Below are 21717 nucleotides of genomic sequence, written 5' to 3' on the forward strand. Positions count from 1 at the left end.
CATTTAGTTGATAGGTGTATCGTATATCTATTTTTCAAACTATTCAATAAAATACTTTTAAAGTTTGTGAAAAATTGAGCAAGAGAGGTTGTTTTAAAATTATATTGAAATAATTTAGTTCTAAGTGATTCATCTAATTACGAGAAAGGAATGATGCTTTATTGTGAAGGTTCTTATAGACGCTGATGCCTGTCCAGTAGTGGATTTAGCGCTATCTATATCATCTGAGTTTGAGATAGAAACTATCTTGTTTTGCGATACATCGCATCGTGTTGAACGTGATAATGTAATAACAATTATTGTACCTAAAGGTCCAGATTCGGTTGATTTTACGCTAGTGAACGCGCTTTCAAAACACGATATTGTTATTACACAGGATTATGGATTAGCAGCCATGGTTTTAGCGCGAGGGGGGTATCCGATTGATCAAAATGGACGAGAAATGTCTAATGAAAACATCGAACGTTTGCTCGATATGCGGCATGTTGGTCAAAAAATTAGAAGGGCAGGTGGGCGAACAAAGGGACCTAAAAAAAGAACACAAGAAAACAATATTTCGTTTGAAATGAAATTTCGACAAATTTGTGAACGAGCGATTTTAGCCTATAAACTGGAGGAATCTACAGGTGAAAAATGAACATAAACACGAACTATTCGAACAATATCCGCAGTTGAACGAACTAGCAAAAAAGGTTACTGTATTGTGGGAAAATACAAATTGGATGAAAAATCCTGAAACAACGCTCTTTACTATGGCTGAAGTGGATGATGCAGAAGCAACATTACAACGTTTCTCTTCTTATTTAAAAGTAGCATTTCCAGAGCTTCTAGAAAGTGATGGTTTAATTGAATCAACGATCAAGGAAATTCCTGCAATGAAAAGTGCTATTGAACAAGCATATGGTGTGGCGATTCCTGGCCAATTGCTTTTAAAATGTGATCATGCATTACCGATCTCTGGCTCGATCAAAGCACGTGGAGGAATTTATGAGGTATTAAAACATGCAGAAAGACTAGCTTTGGCAAGTGGAAGACTTAAAGAAGTGGATGATTATGCAATTTTAGCAACAGAGGAATTTCAGTCGTTCTTCCAACAATATACGATTGCAGTAGGCTCTACGGGGAATTTAGGATTAAGTATCGGCATTATGGGCAAGAAGCTCGGCTTTAATGTCGTTGTACATATGTCGAGTGATGCAAAGGAGTGGAAAAAAGCCTTACTGCGTGAAAAGGGTGCGACAGTGATTGAATATGAGGCTGATTACAGTGTAGCTGTTGAGCAGGGGAGACAGGAAGCTGAGCAAGATCCAAAATGTCATTTTATTGATGATGAAAATTCAAAGGATTTATTTGCTGGCTATGCCGTAGCTGCCAAGCGTTTGAAGGAACAGCTAGAAAGGACGAATATTTTAGTGGATGAAGCCCATCCATTGTTCGTCTATTTACCATGTGGCGTAGGTGGAGGACCCGGTGGTGTTGCCTATGGATTAAAAGAAATTTACGGTGAGCATGTGCATATTTTCTTTGCAGAACCTGTCGCTTCTCCTTGTATGACGATCGGGCTGATGACAGGCTTACATGACGCAATTAGTGTAGAAGATATTGGTCTTGACAATCGAACAGAAGCGGATGGGTTAGCCGTTGGTCGCGCCTCCAAATTTGTAGGAAAAGTGATGGAGACGTATATAAGTGGTTGCTATACAGTATCAGATGAAGAGCTGTTTACATCTCTAGGATTAGCGATGGAAAGTGAAGGTTTATTTTTAGAGCCATCTGCACACGCAGGAATGTATGGAGCCATTCGTTTATTACAACAAGGTCAATCCTATCTAGAAAAGAACGCATTAGTAAACCATCTACCACAAGCCACACATCTTGTATGGGCAACTGGCGGTAGTATGGTCCCACCTACAATGCGAGCTGCTTATTTAGCAAAGGTCAAGGAATTTAATTAAAGATGATGTGAGCTATGTTTGGATGGAAGCTTGACCTCTATTAGTTATTTCCCGTTCAAGCATGGGGGAAGGCATTCGAATAGTGAGATGCCCCGCTCCAATAGGAGTCCAAAGCGCTCGTAAAATGTGTGGACCCGCTCAACCAGGAGTTTAAAGCGCTAACAAAGTGAAGAAACCCGCACAGATTGCATCCACAAACGATCAAACGCAACTTCAAGTTTAGTAGAACAAATTAAAAAACAGGTGGAGTCATTTTTCTCCACCTGTTTTTGCTGTTTAACGTTGTAGTGCTTTACGTTGTGCGGCTAAGTATACTTCTTGTGCGGCAAGGATGCCTGCTCCTGGTTCGAAATCATAGGAGAAGTCTTGTAGGGCAGCCTCAAGTAGGGAAACGGCTTGTAAAATGTCACTTGGGAAACAATAGCCCATATGACCGAATCTAAAAATTTTACCCTGTAGATGACCTAGACCGCCTGCGAAATCTAAATGATAGTGTTGCTTAAGGTGCGTCAAAAATTCACCAAGATCAATTCCTTGAGGTGTTTTAATTGCTGTAATAGTTGGAGAAGCGTATTGATCTTCAGTTAATAGCTCCATGTGTAATGCTTTCATTGCATTTCGCACCATGTTTTTCATGAGGTCATGGCGGGCAACTGTTTGCGTAAAGCCACCTTCCTGTTCGATTAACTTACACACCTCATGCAGTCCATAAATCAGTGTAATAGCAGGTGTATTAGGAGTCATGCCCTTTTCCGCCCAGCTACGATAGCTTTGAAGATTTAAGTAATAAGCAGGTGTTTGATTTTCTTCAATGACTTCCCAAGCTCTTTCGCTTACGCTGATAAGAGAGAGTCCAGGTGGGAGCATCATGGCTTTTTGAGAGCCTGTCACCAGAATATCAATGCCCCAAGCATCCATTTCAGCAGGAGCGCCACCAATACAGCTTACACCATCAACGATAACGAGGGCATCTGTTTCTTCACGGATCACCTGGGCTAGTTCAGCAACAGGGTTTAAAATACCTGTGGATGTTTCATTGTACGTCACAAAAACGGCTTTAATAGTTTGTAATGGCTGTAAAAATGCTCGAAGCTCTTCGGCTGTACAAGCCTGTCCCCATTCTTTTTCGAGCTTATGTACATGGAAGCCATATTGCTCACAGATTGAAACGAAATAGTCGCCAAAAGCTCCAACTGTGATGACGACAACCTCTTCACCAGCAGATACAGTATTAACAGCTGCAGCCTCAAGCGCGGCTGTCCCACCCGAAGGTAAAAGTAAGATGTCCTGTGTCGTACCGAAAACAGGCTTTACTAATTCAATTGTTTCTCGGTATAATTCTACAAATTCCTGACTACGATGACTAAAAATATCCTGATTCATCGCAAGTTGTACCTTTTTTGGAATCGGTGTTGGCCCTGGATGTCTTAAAATATTTTCATACATATTCATTTATCCCCTTTGCTAGAAATTCAAAATTTTCTAACTATAATAATAGCATATTTATGGTGCTAGCTAACTACTTTTTTGAAAAATGATGGAAGAGATTGTCATTGTGGTACAATTTTTAAAAAGGAGGCAGTGCGAATGGAAACATCCATGCATTATCCATTTATCTATTTCTTCTACGACACAAACCAGGTGCTAGTATATAGAATTCAAGCGTTAGAGTATATCACAATAGCAGAGGTGATGAGAGAGGGGGAATGGCAGGGGTATGAGCTTGAGCCATCTGAATCTTTTACAGCATTTCATCATGAACAAAGCACACCTCAGCAGGGATGGTCTTTCTTTATGGGGCAGGAAGAGCTCTATCAGTTGGTAGAAATTATTAATGATTATATTCAACAGGTCATAACCACTACTTCAGCACAAATAGTACATATTGTTTGCTCGGAATCTGCAGCAGGCTCCTTACGAGCGACACTTGCTCCACCGAAATATGTGATCGGGTTTCCAGAGGATTTGTCGATTGGACCATTGTGGAAACTCGATGAAAAAAGAGGACAGGCATTCCGTGATGAGTGGCTAAGAGAAAATATTAATGATGGAATGGATGATTTTATAAATCGAAATAAATTAATGAACACAATCAGAGAGATACAGGATATTCCAAGCAACCTGCTGATTTACATTTGGTGTGGGTACAATGCAGAAGAACAGTGTGGTCTTAGATTCCTACTCTATTTATTACGTAATAAAACCAATGAAGTTGTTCTTATCAACACAGGTGAACAGCGGGCTATCAACCATCAATGGAACATGGAAATGTATGATATAAAGCGAATGTCCGCAAAGGAGCGTCTAATTTTTCAGCAACAGTGGGAAAGTTTAGCACAGACAAAGGATGTTTGTCGACTATGGCTACATCGACAAATTCAAGCAGTCCAAGAGAATTATTATGATAATTTGATTATGTCAACGATTGAACAACTTCATAAGGAGCAAGGGGGTACTGATTTTATACAAACAGGTGAATTCATCTCAGAGCTATTAACAAGAATGGATGCCCCACCAAATATCTTCTTTTTAGAATATAGAATTCGCTATTTAATATATAGCGGGGTTTTTGAATTAAAGGGAATTCCTAAATCCATGCACCATTACTCTGTGAAATTACGTAAAAAACCTCTTTAGCCTAAGGGCATAAAGAGGTTTTAAACAATTAAGCAACGAAAGGTCTGTTCATACGCATTAAGCCGTAGATGGCAAAGAACAATCCACCTGTTATTACCATTAAGATTGTGTATAATACTGCCTTACCTGTTTCGCCACACCAGCGGTAGAATAGGCGATACGTGAAATACAGTGTAAAGCCTGCCGCTCCTAAAGAAGCCAGAATACCGATAAATGGAATAAACGAAACAATGATCAAGCCTGCATAAATAAGGGTATTTTTTAAAGCTGTTGCACGTATTGTTTCTCGAGTATCCCCACCAGCTGTCAGCAGGAAGAGACTATATACATTAATAATGGGAATCCAAGCAATATAGGCTACATCTCCAAAACCATTTGTTTTAGATGTCATAAAATAAATAAGTGCACTAATAATGTAGGCAATTAAACCAATAGCAAGAGCGGCTAGTATAAAGATAAAAAATAAACCACCCATGGCTGCATCTAAATCTGAGTAATAATAAGAATCATTATAGTCATAATTCATCAGAAAAACCTCCCTTCATATGAAAATACCTCCTAATCATAACAATCCTCAAATGTTAAAGCTACAACAATTTAGATGTAATATTTAGTAAAAATCGCACAAATGTACTAGAATGAAGTGGATTATTTAAGGCTTTAATGATGATTTTTTGAGTGCCTTATGATAAAAATGCAAAAAATATCCTTGGAAACATTATTATGCTAGTTTTTGAGAATCATTTTCCGTTTTATTAATTTCAAAAATTACGTACAAAAACATTACTATCCTATGATGGTAGATGCACAAGAAATGCCACAAAAAATAAAAATAGCCATCTTAACTACATTGTAAGATGACTATTTTCACGTGTATTAAATGAATTTGGCGATGTGCTCAAGTTCAATGCGGGAAGAATTGTAAGCAGGTGCGGCTGCCTTACCAATGGCAATTAAAATAACTGGGACGATATGGTCAGCTAATTCAAAGCGTTGAGCAAAGGCTTCTTTATTAAATCCACCCATTGGCACTGTATCATAGCCCATGTCTTTAGCTAGTAGCATGATTTGCATGGAAATTAGACCAGCATCAAATGTAACGATATTTTTTAACACTTCTTGGGGAAGTTGAGAATATAGATTGATTGAGTTGTTAATCATTAAATCTTTTGTTGCCTCATTGATATAGCCAAGATTGAAGTTCTTTGTATAGATAGCCTCGGCATTTTCGTACATCTTTGTATCACCTAAAACGGCAATAATTGCTGAGGAAGTTTCTACTTGTTCTTGGTTATTGGCAATAGCACGTAGCTCTTTTTTGACCGCTTCATCCTGAATTACTAAAAAGCGCCAAGGCTGTAGGTTACTAGACGATGGAGCAGACGTCGCTTCTACAAGTAATTCTTCTAATTGTTGCTGCGGGATTTTAAAGTTTTCATCGTATTTACGAACGGATTTACGCTCGTGCATAACTTTAGTTAAAGAACTTTTTGTCACTGTCATTATTTTGTCTCCTTCTTGGTATGATGCGTTTTTTACTATACGATAAATGAATTCATTTTCCAAGTAAATTGCTCGAATTAAAGAGTCTCGAATATAGGATTTAAAAGTTACAAAAAAAACATATTTTTGTAGGTATAATCCATTTATACTAGAGATGGAATAGAGCAATAATAATAGATATGGAGTGAAGGTGAATGAAAAAGCTATTAGGAAATTTAAATATTATGGCAAAAATCGCAATGCTTATTCCTGTCATCACTGTTTTTTTAGGTGGTATGACCTTCCTTAACTATTTGAACGTATCCAATGAACTTGAAAGCTCTATTGAAAATGAAATGTCTATACTCGCGGATGATGTTGCAGGTTCCGTTGAGGGCAAATTGCATGCACACATTCAGCTCATAAATAGTGCAAAGACAACAATAGAATCGGCTGACAGTATGATGACCAGAGAGCAATTTATTCGCTACGTACAGCAGCTATTGCCTTTCAATAAGGAAACGTATGGTATGGGATTATGGCTAGAGGAGGGTGTGGCAAAGGGAGAAATTTTCGGGCCTTATGCCTATAAGGAAGAAGAAAAAATTGTCTCTACGGATGCTTATGAAGATCCTGCCTATCATTTTCACGAGCAAGAATGGTATCGCAATAGTATCCAATCTAATAAGGTAGTTCATACTGCACCTTATTTTGATGAAGCTCTGGGGGAAATGTTTATCTCATTTGGTACACAAATTGTCAAAGATTCTAAGCCCATTGGCATTATTACAGGGGATTATGTATTAGATTCAATTCAATCCATTGTTTCTGACGTGAAAATTCGAGAGAGTGGTTATGCATTTATAATTGATGATAGTGGCAAAATTTTAACGCACCCTGATGTAAATAAAGTGAATAAAGAAACGATCCAGCAGTTGTTGAACATGCCTGTGGAGCAGATTTCTGATCAAAAAAAGTTAATACATACAAGCAGTCAGGGTAGTGATTTTACCTTACAATTTATGCAAATACAAGATATGCCATGGAAGTTAGTGTTACTGGTTCCGACAACGGAGCTTTATGGCGAAATACAGGCCATGCTTCAACAGCAAATCGTGATGAGTGTCGTTCTAATTTTGCTTATCGCAATTAGTATTTATTTCCTTGCTCGTTATATCCGTGGGGAAGTGAAAACGATGAATACTCATTTAGGCTATCTTGCTACGGGTGATTTAACGCAACAAATGGCCATTCATACAAAGGATGAATTTGGTGAAATGGCGCAATATTATAATGACTCTGTGGAAGCATTAGGTTCGATGATGCACCGCATTGTAGCTGAAACTGACACAGTTGCTTCTACTGCAGAGGAATTAACGGCAAGTGTGCAAGAGGTCAATAAAACTGTCACAGAAGTTGCGATTTCTATGCAAGAGGTGGCAGAAAATACGAGTTCACAACAACAGGTGAGTGGGGCGTTAGAGGGTGTAACAACACAACTAGGTGGGAATATGAAGACCGCCATGGACGATTTACATGAAGCAGTCCAACAATCACAAAAAACCTCTGAACTCGCTACTGGCGGATCACAAAAAATACATGGTTTCGTAAATGATATTGTCCACCTACATGCACAGGTTGACAGTAGTGCCAATCTGGTGAATGGCTTGAAGGAGCATTCGATTCAAATCGAGCAGATGAGTCAGCTCATTTCGGCTATTACCGACCAAACTAATTTACTATCTCTTAATGCTGCCATTGAGGCAGCACGAGCAGGGGAAGCAGGGAAAGGCTTTGCCGTTGTTGCAGGAGAGGTGAAAGCACTAGCTGAACAAACTAGCCGTGCTTCGTTAGATATTGCAAAGGTTGTGCAGACGATTCAGGAACAAATGAATGATGCAGTAGAGATGATGGAGCAAAGTCGAAAAATAGCTCATCAAGGCATTGGCTCTGTTCAACAAGCAGGCATGACCTTCGATACAATTGCCAGTGCAACTGAAGGTCTCCAAAACACCATGCAAAAGACAAGCAAAACGACATCTGATGCTTTTGAAAAGTTGCAGGCAGTAACCGAAAAAGTACAGGCAATTAGCAAACAGGCACTTGCAACAAATGATCATACATTAAATGTATCGGCCATCACGGAGGAGCAGGCATCGACAATGAATGAGATGTCTGTAGCCTCAGAGCAATTAGCGCAACTTGCTCAAAATCTGCAAGAAGAAGCAACTAAATTCACGATTTAGTGCTAAGGTGTACATCTAGATTTAGGTGTACACCTTTTTAAGATCTAAATGAAAAAGCTTCCCATTTTACATTTTTCTTAGGTGCAGCCGATTTGAAATGCTTGATCATTTTTTCTGGTCCACATATATAAATACTAGTTTGTGGAGAAACGGATAACTCATTAACAGAGAGTCTATTGCGCTGTGTTGTATCAATAAATGTGACAGTAAAATGGTCATTTGCTTGTGCATAATCCTCTAAAAAATCTTTGTAGATGACATTGTCTTGCCCGTGAAAAGAATAATATAAGTCAATTTTCTTATCAGGCTGCGTGTGTAAATAGGCAAGAAATGGGGTGATGCCCATACCACCTGCAATCCATAGCTGCTGTGCATTCCCGTTGCCGAAGTCAAAATGACCATAGGGGCCATCTACAGCAACCTCTGTATGAACCTGAATAAGGTTGTAGACCTGTTTGGTATGATCTCCAATAGCTTTCATTGTAAGATTGATTTGTTGTCCACACCCTCCAGAAATAGAGAAGGGATGCGGTGCTTTTTCGATACCCTCTTGAAAGACTTTCAGAAAGAGAAATTGTCCTGGTCGATAATCCAGCTGTTTTGTAAGCTTCAACTTAATTTCCAATATCTCAGGAGTCAGCCTTTGAATGGATGAAATCTGACCTTTATAGGGAAAGAACATATCCTGATACATTGTCAGCATATAAAGGGCTGACATAAATCCAATCGTAGTTGTTAATGCTGTAAAAATCCCTAAAGCTGAGGGTTGTAATAAATCATAGTGGCTAGAAAAATAAGCATGATAAATACCCAGTGTATAGGGCACAAGTAATAATCGATGAAGCCAGCGCCAATGCTCGTACTTCAGGAATTTTGCAATAAAGGCAAGAATGATTAGGAAGATAAAGCCGTATTGAGCAAGCTCGCCAAGATCTTTTGCGAATTCGTTGAGTGGTGTTTGTTGTGTTAGCTCTTCATCAGGAATCATTTTTTGTAATTGCCCGTGAATAAGAATCAATACAAGTGAAAGGATTGCTAGTAATTTATGATAAAAATAGACATGCGCTAGACCACTAAACCAACGCTCCAACTTTTTTATTCTTGTAGCTAATAAGAATACAAGAAATAAACAAGTTATGGCTAAGCCTCCAATGACATGACTTAGTGTGTTTAACGGATGGATCGGTGCCATGGGTTTGCTAAAATACCAAAGCAAAGCACTACCACACAAAATGATGAAAATAAAAAGTATTCCTTTATAGGCTCTCATATTTAACCTCCATCCCTATGTTTATCCATAATTTAACTAGCTATACAATCAGATAGGAAAAAAGTTTCGAGCGTACGTTCGGAATGTACGTTCCCTTTTGTGTCGAATTATGTTACATTAAGAAGGAAAAATAAGAGAAAAGGAGTGGAAGTAATTTATGCAAGGGAATACCCATATCGTAGGGGGCATTACAGCAAGTCTTGCCTTTGCACAGTTTTCAAATGATAACCCACTTGTCTTAGTTGGTGCAGGGGTTATTGGTGCGTTACTTCCAGATATTTGTCATAGAGGTAGTAAAATAGGTCGAACATTTCCCCTCATCGCGAAGCTAGTAAATACAGTATTTGGACATCGTTCCTTTACACATAGTTTGTTGTTTTTAATAAGCATGATGGTGTTATTACATATGTTGATTCCTTATCGAGCGATATCTATTGGAATAATTATCGGGATGGCTAGTCATATCATACTTGATATGTGTACAAAAAAAGGGGTTAAACTATTTTTCCCTGCGACTGTCTCCATTCGTTTTCCGCTGACAACGAAAACTGGTAGCAAGGTAGAAGGTGTCGTACTGATGTTGTTATCGATGCTATCCATCTATTTGAGCTATGAATTAATTGTAAGATTTATTGATGCGATATAAATAAGATAAGCCCCAGTAATCGTTTACTGGGGCTTTTGATGTTAGTCTGCCTGTACCTCTTCAACAGTTTGCTCTACCTCGGCACGAGTCATTTTTTCTCGCCCTTCTTGCATTGCCTTTAGTGTTTTGTGGGCTAAGGCAAGTGGTAGGCGACAGAACAGCAGAATAGTACGTTTGTTGATATCCTTCATATATAAATCTGCTTTGGCTAAATTTTCTTCTGCATACGCAAATAAATCCTCGCGTGTCCATCCCTCTGGTACGAAACTTACACCACGTTCATCTAAATCCTCATGCTGATTACGTAAAATGTTGACAGCCTGCAATCCACGGCCATAGCCTATTGCTAGCTCGCGATCCGTTTGAACGCCTGCACCCCATGCCCAAAGCTCAGACAGCATCGTCCCTACAAGCCCAGCCACGTAGTATGTATAATCGTCTAAATCCTCACGTGTGCGGACCTGCCAATTCGCCTTTGCCCATTTTGCCATCCCAAAAGCCATTTCACTTGTGGAAGCCTGTACAATTTTTCTGGATTCCTCAGGGCAAAATGTCAGCCAATCTGCTAAACGAAGGGATACTTCAGGTAATAGCTCTGCATAAGGTGCAAGTAATGACTGATAGGCTTCGTTATTGAAATTGTCCTTTAGTAATTCACTCGTAGCTGACAGTAAATCAAATTTTACATCATTAGAAAGTTCTTCATGGTCTTCAATTTCATCAATGGCACGCATTGCTAAATAGGCTGCAGCTACTGATATCTTTAAATCATTTTTTAAAAATGTAATAGGTATATAAAACGTGCGGCTTGTATCTTTCAAAACCTGCATCGCTTCTTTGTAAAGTCTTTTTTGCTCGTTCACTTGTATTCCTCCGTTCAAATGGTTCCACATCTATAGTATATCGTATCGTAAAAATAGGGAAAGATAAAACAGATTGTTCATATTTAGAGAGATATTCTTTGAAAACGTTTACTAAAAGTGATATAGTTTAATAGTAAACTATTTAAACCTATACTTTCATTGTGGACGAAAGTATAAGTTAAACCACATTTCAGAAGAGAGGAAGTTTAGAAAAATGGGACGTTTAGATAATAAAATTGCGATGATTACTGGTGGCGCATCTGGTATGGGTGCAGCAATGGCGAAATTGTTTGCACAAGAGGGTGCTACGGTAATTGCAGCTGATATTAATGAAGATAACCTAGCAAAAATTTCGGAGCTTGATCATGTAGAGGGGATGAAATTAGATGTTTCCTCTGACGAAAACTGGGCAGAAGTGACGAAAGCCATTGTGGAGAAATATGGTCGCATTGATATTTTAATTAACAATGCTGGTATATCATCCGAAAAAGGACCAGATCAAATTACACAAGCGGATTGGTCAATCATGCATAATATCAATGCTTTTGGACCTTTCTTGGGCATTAAACATGTCTCTAACTATATGAAAGAAGCTGGAAAAGGCTCTATCGTTAATACATCCTCTTACACAGCGATTATTGGTGCAGGCTTTAATGCCTATACAGCTTCTAAAGGCTCTTTACGTGCGATTGCTCGTGCAGCGGCATCTGAGCTTGGTGCTTTCAATGTTCGTGTTAATACAGTATTCCCTGGTGTCATTGAAACACCAATGACTGCTAAATTATCAGAAGCAAAAGAAGCAATGGATATGTTAGTAAGAACAACACCAATGGGCCGCCTTGGTCAACCAGAAGAAGTAGCGAATGCTATTTTATTTTTAGCATCTGATGAAGCTTCTTACATTACAGGTGCTGAGCTTGTCATTGATGGTGGCTATTCAGCACGCTAATTAATCGTTTTAGGAAAGTGAAAGTGCCTGCTCAAGCAGTGCATTTTCACTTTTTTTTTGCATTTTTTTAAGGTGAAATAGTGGAACGTCCAATTTGGACACTCCCATCATTATTTCACGAGCCATCCCAAACGCCTTGCATTTTATTTAGGAATACAATTTTCCCAATATGATAGGCATCGTGCATAGTTAAACTCCTCCTTTCATGCACTAGTAAGCGTTCTCCTGGAATCTGCCTATATAAATCTTCGTTAAATTTCAAAAACAGCATTATACTTTAACAAAGCTTTATTTTTTTAGTAGAATGATGATAAAGCTTTAGATATGCAATAGAACATTCAGCTACCCAATAGAAAAAATTTGATATTTTCCATGATTTTTTCATGAAAGTTTACGAAGTTATTGCACAATCATTTCAACAGCGTTAAAGTTTAGAAAGGGCGAAAATGTCATTATACAATTTGGGGGATTGTACGGAGCGTTTTGCTTTTGTACAAACAAATTAATTGGTCAGGATTTTGGCACACAAAACTCCTTGCAAAATCCTTCGTACCAAAGAGGGCATGTACTTTAAAAGTTGCCTTAATCATCGCGTAAACTGCAAATATGACAAAGTTGCGTAATAAAAACAAAGGAGAATTGTATGCCAAAGGCTATAGGTATTGATGCAGGCGGCACATTGACAAAGGTTGCATATTTAGATCAACACAATGAACTTGTTTTAACAACCTTTCCGTCTAATGATTTACAGTCTGTAAAAAAATGGATTATTGATCATCCAGATATTGAGGATATTGGTGTTACGGGGGGACGTACAGAGCAATTACTTGATGTCATTAAAACAATGAAATCGATTCATTATATAGTGGAATTTGAAGCAACATTAAAGGGTGTCCGATTTTTATTAAATAAAGAAGGCTACTTTTTTGAGCGTAGCATGATTACCAATATTGGGACAGGCACTTCCATTCATTACATGGAGGGCAATACCCATATTCGCGTTGGCGGGACAGGCGTTGGTGGAGGGACATTAATTGGATTGTCAGCGCTTACAACAGGGATTACAGATTACAATGAGATACGAGAAATGGCTGACAATGGTCATCGAGAGAGCATTGATTTATTAGTTAAGGACATTTATCAGGGAATGGATACACCTATTGATGGTCATTTAACTGCAAGTAATTTTGGGAAAGTGGGCATTACACGGTCCATGAAACATCCAGCAGAGGATATTATAGCGACGGTTCAGGGTCTAGTAGGCGAAGTAATTACAACACTTAGCATTCAATATGCGGAGGAAAAAAAGGCACAGCATATTGTTTATATTGGATCAACTCTTAGTAATAATGCTCATCTTGCCCGTGTGATTGCAAATTATACACGCACAAAGAAGCACACACCTGTTTTTATTAACGATCATGGTTTTTCAGGTGCTGTTGGAGCATTGCTGAACATTACAGAATATACAATTGTCTAAGGATAATGAACATGACTAATGCACATTAGTCATGTTCATTTTTTTACAATTTGCGAAGAAACTGATCTACATAGTAACGCCTCTATTTGAACAAATTATGTACAGGAGGTGATGTTACGTGGGGAAACGTAATAATCGAAATAACAGTAAAACCATGAATATGCGAACACATAATCCTTTTGGGACATACAAAAGCAAGGATCTTGATCGAAGTAATAGCAATAATAACAATCCGAATGACAACTTAAATGAAGAATTCGCAGCAGAATTTGATGCGAAAGCTAAAAATAAAAACAATAAAACGAATCATGATAAAAACCAGCAGTCCAATAAAACGAAATAGTGGAGGTACAAATCATGGCAAAAAAGAGAAAAACAAGCTTTAAAAAGAAAAAGAAGGAAGATACACATAAAAAGAATGATCGTGAGGAGTACTCAGCAGAGTTTAACCAAGTCATTCATAATAATCCTCAACAACCAAAGCAATAAAGACAAGCTGCTCCAAAGCTTTTTGGAGCGCTTATTTTTTTAAAGGAGTGATTCGAGTGAGGAAGTTGTATTTATTTGGGGTTGTGCTTGTTTGTCTTACTGTGTTCATACAAACAGCAATGGTCGCAAATGCACAACAAGAAACACCCGCCTATGCCAAATGGGGACAACTGGCCATCAAAGAGGTAAAGGCAAAATATCCTTCAGCCAAAATTATCGATTATTTGCATGAGGGTAAAGAAGTACATGGGGCGTCAACAATCGAAAAGTTTAAGCTTTGGCTCAAGCAACCCGATAAGGAATTTGGTGTCTATGTAAGAATTAGTTATCAAAGTGCCACACAAAAGGTAGAAAAAATTGAATTACAAGAAAGCACGTCATGAAAAAAAGGATGCCCAGAAAAGGCATCCTCATTCATTTAACCTTCAAGCTTTTGAATAAATGCACGCATCAAGCCTGGTAAATCAGGCCATGCATGTCCACTTACTAAATTGCCATCTGTATGAAGATTGGCATCAATATAAGTAGCGCCAGCCACTTGCACCTCTGGCTTGCAAGCAATATAGGCTGTCAGCTCACGTCCTTTTAGCACTTCAGGAATCGTTGCGAAAATTTGTGCTGCGTGGCAAACGGCTGCAATCGGTTTATTCGTTTCAAAAAAGTGAGATACGAGTGGTGGTACATGCTCATTTAAACGAATGTATTCTGGCGCACGACCACCAGGAATAATCAATCCATCAAAATGGGTTGGATCAACATCAGCAAAAGAAGCATGTGCCTCTAAACCATAGGCAGGTCGCTCGATGTATGTATCGACGCCATCTACAAAATCGTGTAGTACAGTTTGTAATTTCTTAGCTGACGGTGCTGCGATTGTGACATCATAGCCTGCCTCAAGACAACGATAATAAGGATAAAAAATCTCTAAAGCCTCTACTGCATCTCCTGCAAGTATTAAAACTTTTTTCCCCATGATTCCATCTCCTTTACATTGAAAGTTTATTAACTTTTATTCGACACATGCAAAAAATTTCCTGCTGCTGGTCAAGCCATCTTGCCAAATTACTTCCTTTACAAAGAAAAAAATGAAGCGTATAGTATTTATTTAGCTAGGTAAATAATTTTAGGAGGTAGATAGTGATGAATCCAATTTTCCATGCTTTATTCCAAAAAAATCGCTATTTAACTAATTGCTTAAATGAAGTGCTGAAGCAGCATCATTTATATAGTTCTCAGTGGACCATTTTATATTGCTTACATAAAAATGGACCGATGACATTGACGCAAATTTGGAAATATTTAAATGTGGAAGCGCCAAGTATCACCAGGGCGATTACAAGGCTTGAGGCATTGGGATGGGTACAACGATTAGATGGTGAGGATAAACGAGAAAAGATAGTGACTTTATCCACACAAGCAGAGGAGCGCCTACCAGCCATTACAGCGACTATTCGAGCGTTTGAGGAGGAAATGGTAGGTTCTTTAACTGCTGAAGAACAAGAGCAATTTCTGAAGCTATTGGAAAAAATGAAAGGTTGATGGACATGCAGCAAGAAGAGAATACACAAATATGGACGAAGCGTTTCATTAGTCTATTTTTAACGAATATCTCAGTTTTTTTTGTATTTTATGGACTTGTAACGACTTTGCCGCTTTATGCAATAGGGGAGCTACATCAGACAGATAAAGAGGCAGGGCTTCTGTTGTCTGGCTTTTTATTGTCAGCTATCATTGTACGCCCGTTTTCAGGAAAACTGTTGGATGTATTTGGTAAGAAAAAACTGTTAGTCCTCTCAATCGGGGGCTATTTTATATGTACCGTCTTATATTTATTTATTCATCCATTCGGCCTTTTACTTGGTCTACGTTTTATACAAGGGATTTTCTTTAGTATTATTACAACAGCTGCAGGATCTTTAGCAGCTGATATCGTTCCAGCTAAACGAAAAGGAGCAGGCCTTGGCTATTTCACGATGTCTACAAATCTAGCTGTCGTTATTGGTCCATTTATCGGACTATTATTAATACAATATAGTACCTTTAACGTATTGTTCATCGTTATGAGTATTTGTATTCTAGCAGGAGGAATTCTAGCGTTAACGGTCAATACTGATGATTTACCGAAACCTGCACATGAAGGAAAACTAACCTTTAAATTTGATGATTTGTTTGAGCGAAAAGCGTTACCTGTTGCTGCGATTGCTAGTTTAGTAGCCTTTTCGTATGCCAGTGTTTTATCCTTTTTATCGGTCTATGCACAGCAAAAGGATTTAATGGCTGTGGCCAGTCTTTTTTATGCGGTGTTTGCTGCATCCATGCTAATTACGCGTCCGTACACAGGTAAACTTTATGATACGAAGGGACCACAATTTGTTATTATTCCCGGCATTATCTCCTTCGCCATCGGGCTCGCTATGCTTGCTTTTGTAGAGGGGCCCGTATTATTTTTGAGTGCTGCTATTTTTGTAGGTTTCGGCTATGGTGCTGTGACGACAAGCTTGCAAGCATTAGCCGTTCAATCCACAGCCATCCAGCGAAGTGGCTATGCTACAGCAACCTATTTTACGATGTTTGACCTTGGAATCGCACTAGGTTCTTATATTTTAGGAATGGTAGCCGTGCAGGCAGGCTATGCTTCAGTCTACTTGTCAGGTGCAGGCTTACTAGGGGTTGTCTTTATTATTTATCTATTACGACTTGCAAAGATGAAACCGAAAAAAGTAGTGAATATATAGTAAAACAGTTGGGTCTGTCCCAACTGTTTTTATGATTATAGGCAATCAGGTAGCGTGGCTGTTTTTGACCAAAATAAGAGAGTAACTAGATAGAGGTTTCATGGGCGGTTGGCACAATTTTAACCTATCTCATTCAACTTATGGAAGAGAAAGGAGTTGATGCCTTTGACTATTTTTGAAGCAATAATGGTTGCGATAAGTCTTTCAACACTTATTGTTTCTGTCCTTGCATTGTCATTTACTTTTACACAAAAAAAGTAAACCGCCCCTGCCTCGCCAGCATGTGAGATGGTTTACTTTTATCACTTTGCAAATCGCCTTTGAAGCGATTCGTCTTGTTACTAGGACCATTGGTGTTCCAGCACCAATGGTCTTATTTACTTATATACATCTTCACTAAGGATTATAACATGGATAAACAGTTTTTTTCAAATAATGTAAATTTAATTATCATGGACTACAATGATTTTTAGGGAATCAGTCGGTAGAGTAAAAGAATAAAAAAGGTATGAAAATATATAGAACCTAAATGGCTTGAGTTGGTAAAACAACTACAATCAATTGCATAGGCAGGACTAACTTATTCGAAGGATATTTATGACTTGGAAAGGTTTGAATCATTAAGAGAAATAAGCGTTGCTATTATAGCACACCATACAGAGAGCGATAAGACAGTTATACGTGATTTATTTGCTCATGAGACGGGTTATGCACCCCAAAATAGATATTCGGTCGATGGTTTTTAGGGACAATAAAATAGGAATGGTTAAAGAAAAGATGGATGGTGATCGATCATTACCAGGCGACATCGGCCTTACACCTAGTGAAGTAACCATCAAAGAAGCGAAAGAAGAATCAGGATTTGATGTAAAAGCAATCAAACTCATAAGTGTATTTGATAAGAAGTGCCACCCTCAGCCACAATCTCTCTACCATGTCTATAAAATGTTTATCCAATGTGAAATCATTGGAGGACGTGCAGAAGAAGGCATGGAAACTAACGCTGTTGCGTTCTTTGCTGAAAATGAACTACCCTCTCTATCAATGGCTAGAAATACCGAATCACAAGTAAAATTAGCTTTTTGTCATTTAAATAATCTACATTTACCTACCTATTTTGATGGATATCTCAAGCTGAATAATATGAATTGTCTATTTGACGATTAAAGGAGAGCCGCTCAAACCAGCTCTCCATTTTTTATGTATTCTTCGATTTTTTCGAATTTGTATTTGACATAAAGTGTGCATAAAGGAAAACACTAAGAAAATCTTAAGAATTGATGTCTGAGTTTGTTAAGATTTAATTAGTATTATATCCTTATACGAATCCTATAGGGGTGATTGACATGAACCTAAAGCGGTGGAGGAGTGAATGTAGTTGAACATTTTGATTTGTGATGATGATAAAGAAATTGTTAGGGCGATTAGCATTTATTTAGAAAATGAGGGCTATCAAGTATTCAAAGCTTACAATGGGATAGAGGCAATCGATCTTATTCGAGATCACATTATTCATCTTATTATTATGGACATTATGATGCCCAAAATGGATGGGATTACGGCGACGATGAAGATTCGGCAAGATAATATGATTCCATTAATTATGCTTTCTGCTAAATCAGAGGATTATGATAAAATACTGGGATTAAATATCGGAGCGGATGATTATATGGCCAAGCCGTTTAACCCATTAGAACTTGTGGCTAGAGTGAAATCGCAGCTCAGAAGGTATACGACCTTTGGAAGTCTTGAGAGGAGTAGTGCTGTATTTCAAACGGGTGGTCTTGTGATTGATGATGAACAGAAAATCATTACTGTTGATAAACAAGAGATTCATTTGACACCAGTGCAATATAAAATCTTAAAGCTTCTCACAGCCAATGCTGGAAGAGTATTCACGATTGAAGAAATTTATGAAAAGGTATGGAATGTCAGGGCTATTAATCCTGAAAATACGGTTTCGGTTCATATTCGAAAGATTCGAGAAAAAATTGAAATTAATCCAAAAGAGCCGAAGTATTTAAAAGTTGTATGGGGAGTTGGGTATAAGGTTGAGAAAGTTGAGAAGTATTAGTCATGCACTTATTACGAAAGTAGTTGTGTTTCTAATTGCTGTCGCTTGTTTAACTGGTATAGCGAGAGTAATGTTTAACATGGAATTTAATGAGATTCATCTTAGTAGTATAAATCAAGATAACTATTTTGAAAGCCGAGCATTCGCTGATGAAAGTTACAGCATTATTGCTCCTTTAGCGCAATTAATTGGAAAATACAAAAGTGAAGAATATATTTTAAGTGGTAAGACACTAACAGGGGAGGATAGTAGAAGAATCGAAGAGGAATTATATTATGATTTCCGCAATTCTTACAGATATAATCCTAATTTGAGTGAAGAGGAAAATAAGCACATCTATCAAGAAAAATATGCAAAAGACATTGCTAGAACAAAAGAAGAAAGTATGACAGAACAGGTAAGAAATTTTTATCAATTGCGTAGTACGCTCGAAGCCTATGAAGGAATTGTGTTTTATGCGAGTGACGGTGAACATAAGTTCTCCAATAGTGATCTCACAAAGAAAGAGCAATTTGAATCCTTTGATGCCTATATGTTATTTGAAGATTATCAACAAAAGCTTTACCCAAATGAAGTGAAAGAAAGTCAATACTTGGATTACTTTACACACGAAGTTAACATGTTGAACCCACAAACAGATGTTATTTATGTGGCCTTTAAAGATTCTTACCTACAGCAAAAAATATCGGAATGGGAAAAAGTTAAAGCGGCTGCCCAAGGTTTTCTGAATGAATGGATAGTATTTCTAGCAGGGTTTATTTTAAGTTTTGTGTATTTAATCATAGTTATTGGAAGAACGCCATTGGATAAAGAAGAAATTCATTTCCATGTCATAGATAAACTTTATAATGACCTTAATATTGTGCTTATCGGTTGCTTAACAGCGATGTGGATCGCCATGATTGTTGAAGTCTTCCGTGATATGTACATGTTCTTCACCGTGCCTATATTTATCATTGGCTTACTATTGATTTTATCACTCGTAAAGCATATTAAAAACAGAACGTTTTTTCAGCATACACTCCTCTATCAACTTTTCAAAAAGCTATTTATTTTGCTGAAACATGTTTTTGACAGTGGCAGTACAGGCGTCAAAATTGTGCTGCTAATTATTGGCTATCCATTAGTAGTGGCGGCTACGTTTTTCATGTTTCCTATTACGATGGGGATTGCTGCCTGGTTGGCAATGAGAAAGGTGAAGTCGTTTAACCGCATTAAAGAGGGCGTAGAGCAAATTAAAAATGGAGATCTTCATCATCGAATTGAAGTTGACGGAAAAGGGGAGTTTAATCAACTTGCAGAAAATATTAACCGTATTACTGATGGGTTAAAAAAGGCAGTGGATAGTGAAATCAAGAGTGAGCGTTTAAAAACAGAACTTATTACGAATGTTTCGCATGATATTAGAACGCCTTTAACGTCAATTATTACGTATGTTGATTTATTGAAATTAGAAAACGATCCTAAAATGATTGAAGAATATGTAGATGTGTTAGATCAAAAATCGAAAAGACTCAAGCTTTTAACGGATGATTTATTTGAAGCGGCTAAAGCATCAAGTGGTAGTATACCTGTTCAGTTAGAACGGATTGATATCGTCTCATTACTAACGCAAGGAATTGGAGAAATGGATGAAAAAATTGAAGCCTCGTCATTAGATTTTAAGTTAGCCCATCCAACAGAAAAAGTGTATGTGAAGGCTGATGGTAAACTCCTATGGCGTTCCATCGAAAACTTATTCTCGAATATTTTTAAATACGCACTGCCTACATCAAGGGTATATATTGGTGTTGAAGATGTAGGGAATGAAATACTTGTGACATTTAAAAATATTTCAGCATATGAATTAAATATTTCAGTTGATGAGTTAATGGAACGCTTTAAACGAGGTGACGAATCAAGATCAAGTCAAGGTAGCGGATTAGGGTTGTCGATTGCTGAAAGCCTTATTCACATCCAGAATGGCAAATTCTTAGTTCAAGTAGATGGTGATTTATTTAAGGTCATGATTTATCTACCTAAATTTCCAAATGAATAATGTAATAAAGGAATAGGATACATGCGAGTCCTATTCCTTTTGTGTACGTAAAGAAGATAAAAAAAGAGAGCGGCATAAGCCAACTCTCCCTTAACTTAGTTAAAATTCTTTTGTAAAAATGCCTTTGTACGGTCGTTTTGAGGGTTTGTAAAGAAGTTGTCTGGATGATCGGATTCGATAATTTGACCACCATCCATAAAGACGACCTTATTTGCTACCTCTCGTGCAAAGCCCATTTCGTGTGTTACCACAATCATCGTCATCTGATCCTCTGCTAGGCTTTTCATAACCTTTAATACTTCGCCTGTCAGCTCAGGATCTAAGGCAGAGGTAGGCTCATCAAATAATAAAATTTGAGGATTCATCATAAGGGCACGTGCAATTGCTACCCGCTGTTTTTGACCACCAGAAAGATTGGCTGGATAAGCCTTGGCCTTGTCGGCAAGACCAATTTTTTGTAGTAAATCTTGACAGCGTTTTGTAATGGCTTCTGTCGATTCTGTTTTTAATAAGCTCGGTGCCATTTCAAGGTTTTGCTGAACGGTTAAATGGGGGAACAGGTTAAAGTGTTGAAAGACCATCCCCATTTTAGCTGTGATTGCTTTGATGTCTTGTGGCTTTGTATATCGACCATCTTGCACTAAATAATCGCCATCTACTACAATACTGCCACCATCGATTTCTTCTAAATGTATTAAGCTTCGAAGCATTGTACTTTTCCCAGATCCAGAGGGACCGATAACTGCAATGACATCATTCTTCTCTACTGAAAATGTAATTTGTTTCAGAACCTCCACCTGATCGAAAGATTTCTTCAAATTTGTTACTTCCATTAATGCCATATGTGTCACCT

Annotated in this window: 21 protein-coding genes and 1 pseudogene; 15 read left to right on the forward strand and 7 right to left on the reverse strand. The window is 37.9% G+C overall.

Annotation, left to right across the window (positions count from 1 at the left end; translation table 11 throughout):
• Nucleotides 1-163: 163 nt before the first annotated feature.
• Both QH639_RS14020 and QH639_RS14025 read left to right on the forward strand, forming a co-directional pair.
• On the forward strand, nt 164-637 hold the full coding sequence (locus tag QH639_RS14020; protein WP_221680718.1) for a YaiI/YqxD family protein: 474 nt from the start codon (nt 164-166) through the stop codon (nt 635-637).
• Nucleotides 627-1955 carry a D-serine ammonia-lyase gene (locus tag QH639_RS14025; protein WP_131519751.1) on the forward strand — a complete coding sequence of 443 codons (1329 nt, stop codon included), beginning with the start codon at nt 627-629 and terminating at the stop codon, nt 1953-1955. The genes QH639_RS14020 and QH639_RS14025 overlap by 11 nt, the downstream gene beginning before the upstream one ends.
• Nucleotides 1956-2231: 276 nt before the next feature.
• Here QH639_RS14025 and QH639_RS14030 read toward each other — a convergent pair whose 3' ends face one another.
• Nucleotides 2232-3401, reverse strand: coding sequence for a pyridoxal-phosphate-dependent aminotransferase family protein (locus QH639_RS14030; RefSeq protein ID WP_131519752.1), 1170 nt, complete (start codon nt 3399-3401; stop codon nt 2232-2234).
• Between the two features lie 141 nt (nt 3402-3542).
• Here QH639_RS14030 and QH639_RS14035 point away from each other — a divergent pair, with 141 nt between their 5' ends.
• A complete protein-coding gene (locus QH639_RS14035; RefSeq protein WP_131519753.1) occupies nt 3543-4592 on the forward strand; it encodes a DUF1835 domain-containing protein in 1050 nt (349 codons plus the stop codon).
• 28 nt (nt 4593-4620) lie between these two features.
• On the opposite strand, the gene QH639_RS14040 is transcribed toward QH639_RS14035, so the two are convergent.
• Both QH639_RS14040 and QH639_RS14045 read right to left on the reverse strand, forming a co-directional pair.
• Nucleotides 4621-5118 carry a hypothetical protein gene (locus QH639_RS14040; RefSeq protein WP_004269361.1) on the reverse strand — a complete coding sequence of 166 codons (498 nt, stop codon included), beginning with the start codon at nt 5116-5118 and terminating at the stop codon, nt 4621-4623.
• Nucleotides 5119-5468: 350 nt separating this feature from the next.
• Complete coding sequence (locus QH639_RS14045) at nt 5469-6095, reverse strand: nitroreductase family protein (RefSeq protein WP_237900190.1); 627 nt, start codon at nt 6093-6095, stop codon at nt 5469-5471.
• Between the two features lie 194 nt (nt 6096-6289).
• Here QH639_RS14045 and QH639_RS14050 point away from each other — a divergent pair, with 194 nt between their 5' ends.
• A complete protein-coding gene (locus tag QH639_RS14050) occupies nt 6290-8320 on the forward strand; it encodes a methyl-accepting chemotaxis protein (RefSeq protein ID WP_237900193.1) in 2031 nt (676 codons plus the stop codon).
• A 37-nt stretch (nt 8321-8357) separates the two neighbouring features.
• Here the strand turns inward: QH639_RS14050 and QH639_RS14055 are convergent, their stop codons facing one another.
• A complete protein-coding gene (locus QH639_RS14055; RefSeq protein ID WP_237900195.1) occupies nt 8358-9590 on the reverse strand; it encodes a ferredoxin reductase family protein in 1233 nt (410 codons plus the stop codon).
• 157 nt (nt 9591-9747) lie between these two features.
• On the opposite strand from QH639_RS14055, the gene QH639_RS14060 reads away from it, so the two are divergent.
• Nucleotides 9748-10236: a metal-dependent hydrolase gene (locus QH639_RS14060; protein ID WP_131519757.1), complete on the forward strand. Its 489-nt coding sequence runs from the start codon at nt 9748-9750 to the stop codon at nt 10234-10236.
• Between the two features lie 41 nt (nt 10237-10277).
• Here the strand turns inward: QH639_RS14060 and QH639_RS14065 are convergent, their stop codons facing one another.
• Nucleotides 10278-11099, reverse strand: coding sequence for a squalene/phytoene synthase family protein (locus tag QH639_RS14065; RefSeq protein WP_082148098.1), 822 nt, complete (start codon nt 11097-11099; stop codon nt 10278-10280).
• Nucleotides 11100-11313: 214 nt separating this feature from the next.
• On the opposite strand from QH639_RS14065, the gene QH639_RS14070 reads away from it, so the two are divergent.
• From QH639_RS14070 to QH639_RS14090, 5 genes are all read left to right on the forward strand, one after another.
• Nucleotides 11314-12048, forward strand: a complete 735-nt coding sequence (locus QH639_RS14070) for an SDR family NAD(P)-dependent oxidoreductase (RefSeq protein WP_131519758.1) — start codon at nt 11314-11316, stop codon at nt 12046-12048.
• Between the two features lie 643 nt (nt 12049-12691).
• Nucleotides 12692-13528 carry a type II pantothenate kinase gene (gene coaW, locus QH639_RS14075; protein WP_131519759.1) on the forward strand — a complete coding sequence of 279 codons (837 nt, stop codon included), beginning with the start codon at nt 12692-12694 and terminating at the stop codon, nt 13526-13528.
• A gap of 118 nt (nt 13529-13646) precedes the next feature.
• Entirely contained in the window at nt 13647-13871 is a 225-nt protein-coding gene (locus tag QH639_RS14080; protein WP_004269369.1) for a hypothetical protein, read from the forward strand.
• A 14-nt stretch (nt 13872-13885) separates the two neighbouring features.
• Nucleotides 13886-14017 (forward strand): hypothetical protein, encoded by a 132-nt coding sequence (locus QH639_RS14085; RefSeq protein WP_004269370.1) that lies wholly within the window; start codon nt 13886-13888, stop codon nt 14015-14017.
• A 56-nt stretch (nt 14018-14073) separates the two neighbouring features.
• Nucleotides 14074-14400, forward strand: a complete 327-nt coding sequence (locus QH639_RS14090) for a DUF3889 domain-containing protein (protein ID WP_131519761.1) — start codon at nt 14074-14076, stop codon at nt 14398-14400.
• Between the two features lie 35 nt (nt 14401-14435).
• Here the strand turns inward: QH639_RS14090 and QH639_RS14095 are convergent, their stop codons facing one another.
• A complete protein-coding gene (locus QH639_RS14095; RefSeq protein WP_131519762.1) occupies nt 14436-14990 on the reverse strand; it encodes a DJ-1/PfpI family protein in 555 nt (184 codons plus the stop codon).
• A 167-nt stretch (nt 14991-15157) separates the two neighbouring features.
• On the opposite strand from QH639_RS14095, the gene QH639_RS14100 reads away from it, so the two are divergent.
• From QH639_RS14100 to QH639_RS14120, 5 genes and pseudogenes are all read left to right on the forward strand, one after another.
• A complete protein-coding gene (locus QH639_RS14100; RefSeq protein WP_004269373.1) occupies nt 15158-15556 on the forward strand; it encodes a MarR family winged helix-turn-helix transcriptional regulator in 399 nt (132 codons plus the stop codon).
• Between the two features lie 5 nt (nt 15557-15561).
• A complete protein-coding gene (locus QH639_RS14105; RefSeq protein WP_481817303.1) occupies nt 15562-16752 on the forward strand; it encodes an MFS transporter in 1191 nt (396 codons plus the stop codon).
• Between the two features lie 518 nt (nt 16753-17270).
• Nucleotides 17271-17919: pseudogene (locus QH639_RS14110) on the forward strand (NUDIX hydrolase).
• Nucleotides 17920-18130: 211 nt separating this feature from the next.
• On the forward strand, nt 18131-18826 hold the full coding sequence (locus QH639_RS14115; RefSeq protein WP_281114692.1) for a response regulator transcription factor: 696 nt from the start codon (nt 18131-18133) through the stop codon (nt 18824-18826).
• Nucleotides 18804-20864 (forward strand): HAMP domain-containing sensor histidine kinase, encoded by a 2061-nt coding sequence (locus QH639_RS14120; protein ID WP_281114693.1) that lies wholly within the window; start codon nt 18804-18806, stop codon nt 20862-20864. The genes QH639_RS14115 and QH639_RS14120 overlap by 23 nt, the downstream gene beginning before the upstream one ends.
• 95 nt (nt 20865-20959) lie before the next feature.
• Here the strand turns inward: QH639_RS14120 and QH639_RS14125 are convergent, their stop codons facing one another.
• Nucleotides 20960-21706 carry an amino acid ABC transporter ATP-binding protein gene (locus QH639_RS14125; RefSeq protein WP_048390072.1) on the reverse strand — a complete coding sequence of 249 codons (747 nt, stop codon included), beginning with the start codon at nt 21704-21706 and terminating at the stop codon, nt 20960-20962.
• Nucleotides 21707-21717: the final 11 nt, after the last annotated feature.

The sequence above is a fragment of the Lysinibacillus sp. 1 U-2021 genome, from assembly GCF_029916965.1.
Classification (GTDB): domain Bacteria; phylum Bacillota; class Bacilli; order Bacillales_A; family Planococcaceae; genus Lysinibacillus; species Lysinibacillus capsici.